Source organism: uncultured Campylobacter sp. (assembly GCF_938030685.1).
Taxonomy (GTDB): domain Bacteria; phylum Campylobacterota; class Campylobacteria; order Campylobacterales; family Campylobacteraceae; genus Campylobacter_B.
The window spans coordinates 1-6443 of the sequence record NZ_CALHHX010000092.1; the positions used below are offsets into that span (position 1 = coordinate 1).

Genomic DNA, 6443 nt, shown 5'->3' on the forward strand with positions numbered 1-6443 from the left:
GAGTGGGGCATACGGATCATCGGCGGCGACACGATCGGCTCGGATCGCATCGCGCTTAGCGTGAGCCTGATCGGCAAGTGCAAGCGCCCCGTGTTTCGCAGCGGCGCGCGCGTAGGCGATCTCATCGCGCATACTGGCGAGCTGGGTAGCGTCGGGCGCGATCTGGCGGTGCTTTTAAGAGATGAAATTTTACCCGCTAGCTCGCAGACGCAAAACCGAAACGATAAAATTTCGTCGCTGCAAGGCCCAAGCGATGAGGTACGAAGCTCGGGCGATAAAATTTCGCCTGCTCGCGCCGAGCTACAGAGTCTGGACGCCAAAACTTCGGCAATACAAATTTTGGACCTTGAGCCGCAAAGTCTGGACGATAAAATTTCACCTGCGTACGTCAAGCCGCAGAGCTTGGATGCTAAAATTTCGGCGCAAAATTCCGTGTCACGAAGCGGAGAGGATCGCAAGAGCCCTACGGCGCAAAGCCTCGCATGCGAAAATTCTACGTCGAAAAGCTCTGCAGGCGAAAATCCTGTGCCGGGTAGTGGCTCATATCGATTGCGCGAGGATCTACGCGCAAAAATTTCAAAGAATTCGCGCTTCGTCAGGCCCGTCTTGCGCGACAAGTTTTTTTACAAGGCGGCGAAGTTCATCAGCGCGGCGATGGACATTAGCGATGGGCTCGCGCAGGATTTGCCCCGACTGCTCGAGGCTAGCGGCGTGGGTGCGCGCTGGATCGCCCGCCCTAGCGAGGCTGCGTTGCAAAGCGGCGAGGAGTACGAGATTTTGTTTAGCTTCGCGCCGAAGTTTTTGCCCAAAATCTACGCAATTGCCGCTAAGGCGGGCGTCGCGATCAATATCATCGCCGAGGTTTGCCCGCGCACTCCGCAAAGCTCGATGGAATTTCGCGGCAGCTCGCACCACTTCGCGCCTTGAAATTTACCGCGACCGCTTTAAATTTTAAGGCGAGGGGTTTGGGTTTCAGTTCGAAACGACGCGCCGGGCGAATAAATTTCATTTAGCGAGCGGGGCTGCGGTGATTTGAAATCGGACGCTTTTGGGTCATGACCGCGCCCCGCCGAACTAGGTAAATTTCATAGCCAAAGCGGGCGGCACCCCGAGCCTTGCGATTAAATTTCATAAATCAGCGCAGACGGCGTGCATCGCGGCTCCGTCGTTTGCCACGGCGTAGAGGCGCCCGCCGCTAGCGAGCATGATCTGATCCGAGCCGAATTGAAACTCGCCGAATTCCACCTCTTTTAAGATCGAGCCGTCGTCCGCGCTAATCAAAACCGGCTTGCCGCGGCGATCTGCGAGTAAAATTTTATCCTCAAACCACGCGAAACGCTCGGTGCCGCCAGTGTCAAGCTTAAAGATCACTTCGCCGCTTGCTGCGTCTACGGCGTATAGGTGCCCGCCCTTGCCGTCACGCCGTGTCCGCGAAACTCCACGCCCTGCATCGTAAGAGGATATGATTTTAGCATTTGCGGCTCCTTAAAATTTGAAGCGATTATAGCTTAAATTTGGGCGCGAATTTTAAAATTTTGTATGCACGTTAAAATTTTACGGCGTGCACGTTAAATCATACGATGCACACGCTAAAATTTTACGGCGCGCGGCATGGAATTTCAAATTTTGCGGAGCCGCGGAATTTGAAATTTCGCCTCTTCACGTAGCCTACACGCAAGCTCGCTATCATACCGCTACAAAATTTACAAAGGAGCCGTATGAGGGAGATTGTAAAAAAATTTGTCGCAGGCGACGCGGATATTATATTCGCCAGACTTTCCGTTATCATCGTGCTTGCCGTGATGGGCAACTACAAGTGGTTTGAGTTCGAGGTGGAGGCTTTAAAGCCGCTCTTTTCGCAGACGTGGCTTTCGTTTTTGCCGTCAGCGCTCGGGGACGCCGGCGCGAGCTATTTTTTGGGCGTGGTGGAGACCGTGGGCTATCTCTCGCTCATCGCGGGCTTTTTCAAGCTGAAGACGGGCATCGTGGGCGATTTCATCGTGATCGTCATGGCGCTGAGCACGCTCAGCCTACTGCCGCAGCTAGGTAAGATCGACGGCTTTATCTTTAAAGACCTTTTCTTGCTAGGCCTTGGCTTGGTGCTGCTAAAATACGACCTGACGCGCCTTTGTCGCGGAGAAAAAAGCTGCGATTGAGCCGTCAAAACATACTGGCGTCGGTTCCGACGCAACACTAAATGATTGCGCACGGCGAGCTTGAGGCGTTTTGATTTAAAGCCTGCTTTGCCGGCGGGTGCGTGCTTGAGCTTGCTTGCGTAGCGCCGTTTAAAATACGGCCGCGCGCTAAAATTTTATGGCGCACGGTTGAAATTTATTGAGCTGCAGTAATTAAATTTTGCCAACGCTCAAACTCAAATTTATAAAATTTAAATCGATCCATCAGATTGTGCCACAAATTAAGTCGCGTTAAATTTGACGGCGAAAGCTTAATTTTAAGCTCAAAGCATTAGATTTAGATCCAACCAAATTCGCATTTGATTAAGCAAAACGAAAAGCGCAAAGTTATATCATTTCTTAGAAATTCTGCAATTTTTTCGAAAGGATGAGATATGAAGCACTTTTCACTCTCAAAAGCCGTTTTTATGGCGGCGAGTTTGGCCCTGCTCGGGCTTTCGACGCTAAATGCGCAGGAGAAATTTTTCCCGGTTATCGTCATTCACGGCGGCACCAGCGGGCTTGATCTAACCAAAGAGGAATTTAAAATCCGCGAGGAGCCGATGAAAAAGGCGCTTTTGGCGGGTCAAGCCGTGCTTGAGAAAGGCGGCAGCGCGATGGATGCCGTTACGGCGGCAATAATGGTGCTTGAGGACGATCCGAATTTCAACGCGGGCAAGGGCGCGGTATTTACAGCCGACGGATTTAACGAGCTTGATGCCTCGATCATGGACGGCTCGACCAAAAAAGCGGGCGCAGTCGCGATGGCGAGGCATATCAAAAACCCTATCCTAGGCGCCAGGCTCGTGATGGATAAGACGTGGCATACGCTTGTTGCGGGCGAGGGAGCCGACAAGCTCGCTAAAGAAAACGGCCTAGAGATGGTCGATCAGAAGTATTTTTTCACGCAGTTTAGATACGATGCGCTGCAAAAAGCCAAAGAGAAGCAAAAGCTGCTACTTGATAGCGAAAAGGCGAAAAAGACGTCGCTAAATTTACATGAGCGCCCATATCTTGGCACCGTGGGCGCGATCGCGCTGGATAAAAACGGCAACCTAGCCGCAGCGACTAGCACGGGCGGCATGACCAATAAAATGACCGGCCGCATCGGCGATAGCCCGATAATCGGCTCTGGAACCTACGCAGATAACGACTCGGTGGCAGTTTCTTGCACCGGCACGGGCGACATCTACATGCGCGTAAATGCCGCGCACGAGGTCTCGGCTCTTTATAAATACAAAACTTCCGACGTGCAAAAGGCCGCCGAAGAGGCAGTAGCTCAGGTCAAAGCTCTAGGCGGTAGCGGCGGCATCATCTCGATCGACAAGCACGGACACACGGGCTTTGCGTGGACGAAAGATAAGCTCGGCATGTATCACGGCGAAGCAAGGCTTGGAGACAAGCCGATCGTCTACTGGCCGCTAGGCGAGAAATAAACGTAAATTTAGCCCCTTTGCGGGGCTAAATTTAAATCAAATAGCGAGGATAAATACGCTTTTTATTGCACGTTTATCAAATTTAGCGCCTTCGTCGATCAAGCGCTTCGGCGAGGCAAATTCGGTTAAATTTTACTTTCAGCACCTCGGCAAAGCGCAAATTTTCTACTTTTTTAAAATTGGCTCTCTTTAAGGAGTATTAATTTCCGTTGAGCCTTAAATTTTACCGAAATCCATATTTTTTGATACCAAGGCGCTTAAATTTCAGGTAGAATATCGCCACATAAAATCAAGGCGGTAAAATGAGAAAATTTATAGTCGTTCGCGGACATGCGGGCTCTGGTAAAACGACTTTCGCAAAAGAGAAAATCAAAGAATTTAAAAACGAATATCCGCAGGCGCAAATTTATCATTTGGAAAACGATATGTTTCTAACCGATGAGGCGGGGGTTTATACTTGGTCGCCGAAGCTTTTGGAGGATGCGAAGCGCAAGGTCGCACGCGAGATAAAACAGGCGTATAAATTTGCCCTAGAAAACAAAGATAAAGACGTTCTTATCGTGCTTAGCAACGTGAGCGCGCGCACCAAAGAGCTGTTAAGCCTAAAAGAGCAAGCCGCCCAGAATGGATTTATTTTCGAATGCTTTAGAATGCAAAATTTCTTCGCCTCCGAGCACGGCGTCGATGAAGATACGGTAATAGCGATGTTTATCAAGGTCGCAAACAATAAAATTGAGGGCGAAATTTTGATCCCGCCCGTCAATCCTATGAGCGAAAGCGTAGCGCAAAAGATCAAAGACGCGGCGGCTCTAAATAGGCGCGATCTGCCCTTTGATGCGGCGCAAAATACCTACGTAACGAAAAAATATATCGCCGCCACGCAGGATAAAAGGCTCTGGAGTGCGCGTCAAAGCGAGCTTTATCCCGAGCTTCGCACCTATAAATACTCAAAACGCGTCTTTTTCAAAGCCGATTGGGATAAAGCGCTGCTTGAGATGCGCGGGCTCATAATGGACGATGATCTAAATATCATCGTGCGTCCGTTTAAAAAGGTCTATAACTACTCGGAATTTACCTCGCGCAAAAGCCTTTATCCTATCGATATCACAGACGATACGCCCGTGCTTGCCGTGCGAAAGGTAAACGGCTTTTTGGGGTGCTGCACCTACGTAGATATCGGCGAAAGCGGCGCGAGCTTTAACCGCCGCGTCATCTACTCCACGACGGGATCGACCGATAGTAGATTTGCGCAGATGGCGCGCGAGCACTGCTGTAAATTTGAAGAAATTTTCAAACGCTATCCAAATAAAACTTTTTTATTTGAGATCACCGACGAGAGTGACCCGCACATCGTAGAAGAGGAGCTAGGCGAGACTTTTATCGGGCTTATCGACGTTAAAACCGGCGCGCAAGCAAGCGAATTTGAGCTGGATAAAATCGCCGCAAGCACTGCCGGAGCGCTAAAAAGACCTTTTTATAAAGAGGGCGAGCAGTATCTAAAAACGAGCTTTGCGGAGCTTAAAAATATAGTCAAAGAGGCGAAATTCGAGGGCTTTATGGTGTATATCCCGAGCCAAAACGATTTTTGCTTTAAGATGAAAACGCCTTATTATCTCGTGAACAAATTTTTCGCTCGCAGTAAAAACGAGGCGCTTTCCGGCAAACTGGATAAAACCAAGCTTGATGAGGAATTCCATCCCTTGATCGATCACATCAAAGTAAACGAGCGAGAATTCAGATCCCTTGACGAGCAGGGCAAGCTAGGCTTTATAAAAGAATTTTTAGAAAAAGTTTAACGATTACCGTGCGAATATTTGGCGCCGCGTAAATTTACACGTAAAGCGTAATTCGATGCGGCGATTAAAATTTAAAGGAAAATGATGATATTTTTTACCTCCGATTTGCATTTTTATCACGCCAATATTATGAAATACTGCCCTAAATTTAGGGCTTTTAACGACGTAAGCGAGATGAATGAAAAGCTAATAGAGCTCTGGAATGCCGTAGTGGGGCCTGAGGATACGGTTTATGATCTGGGCGATTTTGCATTTTGTAATAAATTAAAGGATCTAAAAAGCGTCGCGCGTAGGCTAAACGGCTCGCATGTGCTGATTTTAGGCAACCACGATACGCTCATTAGTAGGAACAAAGAAGCGCTGCTACGCGAGCTAAAAGACGACGGAAATCCTATTTTTAGCGATATCTTGCACTACAAGGAGCTAAATTTTGACGGCGGCGCGGGCGCGATGAAGGACGGCAAAGCGGGTGTGAGCATCTGTATGTTTCACTATCCCGTAGAGGAACACAACCACGCCTCGAAAGGCTCTTTTATGCTTCACGGACACTTGCACGACCGCGCTTCCAGCCTAGAGGGGCGCATACTAAACGTAGGCTTTGACTCGCACGGCAAAATTTTAAGCTTAGAGGAGATCATGCAAATTTTAGGGCAAAAGGAGATTGCGGCAAGATACTCGTGATCCGGGCTAAACACGGACAGCCGCAGCATTGATTTAAGCGTAGCCTGCCGCAATATCTTGCAAAAGCACCCGCGTAATACCGGGATAGGCAAAGGACTCGGCGGCAGCGGCAGCATCTTTATCGACAAGCACGGGCATACGGGCTTTGCATGGACGAAAGATAAGCTAGGAATGTATCACGGCGAAGCAATGCTCGGAGCCAAACCGATCGTTTACTGGCCGCTAGGCGGGAAATGATAAAATTTAAGCAGGCGGCGAATAGCGCAAAGGTTGTAAAAGCGCCCAGCGAGAGATGATCAAATTTAGCCTCTTTTGTCTCGTTTGCTCTTTGCTTCCGCGCAAATTTTAAAATTTGC

General features: G+C 49.2%; 7 protein-coding genes. 6 read left to right on the forward strand and 1 reads right to left on the reverse strand.

What is annotated here, in order from left to right:
• Positions 1–9 precede the first annotated feature (9 nt).
• Entirely contained in the window at positions 10–927 is a 918-nt protein-coding gene (locus tag Q0369_RS04400) for an AIR synthase-related protein (RefSeq protein ID WP_298096521.1), read from the forward strand.
• Between the two features lie 201 nt (positions 928–1128).
• Here Q0369_RS04400 and Q0369_RS04405 read toward each other — a convergent pair whose 3' ends face one another.
• Positions 1129–1371, reverse strand: coding sequence for a hypothetical protein (locus Q0369_RS04405; RefSeq protein ID WP_367178970.1), 243 nt, complete (start codon positions 1369–1371; stop codon positions 1129–1131).
• Positions 1372–1718: 347 nt separating this feature from the next.
• Here Q0369_RS04405 and Q0369_RS04410 point away from each other — a divergent pair, with 347 nt between their 5' ends.
• The 5 genes from Q0369_RS04410 to Q0369_RS04430 all read left to right on the forward strand — a co-directional run bounded on the left by Q0369_RS04410 (position 1719) and on the right by Q0369_RS04430 (position 6324).
• A complete protein-coding gene (locus Q0369_RS04410; protein ID WP_298096505.1) occupies positions 1719–2156 on the forward strand; it encodes a DUF417 family protein in 438 nt (145 codons plus the stop codon).
• A gap of 413 nt (positions 2157–2569) precedes the next feature.
• Positions 2570–3610: an isoaspartyl peptidase/L-asparaginase family protein gene (locus tag Q0369_RS04415; RefSeq protein ID WP_298096508.1), complete on the forward strand. Its 1041-nt coding sequence runs from the start codon at positions 2570–2572 to the stop codon at positions 3608–3610.
• A gap of 302 nt (positions 3611–3912) precedes the next feature.
• Entirely contained in the window at positions 3913–5406 is a 1494-nt protein-coding gene (locus Q0369_RS04420; RefSeq protein WP_298096512.1) for an RNA ligase, read from the forward strand.
• Between the two features lie 84 nt (positions 5407–5490).
• Positions 5491–6087, forward strand: a complete 597-nt coding sequence (locus tag Q0369_RS04425; RefSeq protein WP_298096515.1) for a phosphoesterase — start codon at positions 5491–5493, stop codon at positions 6085–6087.
• 57 nt (positions 6088–6144) lie between these two features.
• The gene (locus Q0369_RS04430; protein ID WP_298096518.1) at positions 6145–6324 is read left to right on the forward strand and encodes a hypothetical protein; all 180 of its coding nucleotides are present in this window, start codon (positions 6145–6147) and stop codon (positions 6322–6324) included.
• The last annotated feature ends 119 nt before the right edge of the window (positions 6325–6443 follow it).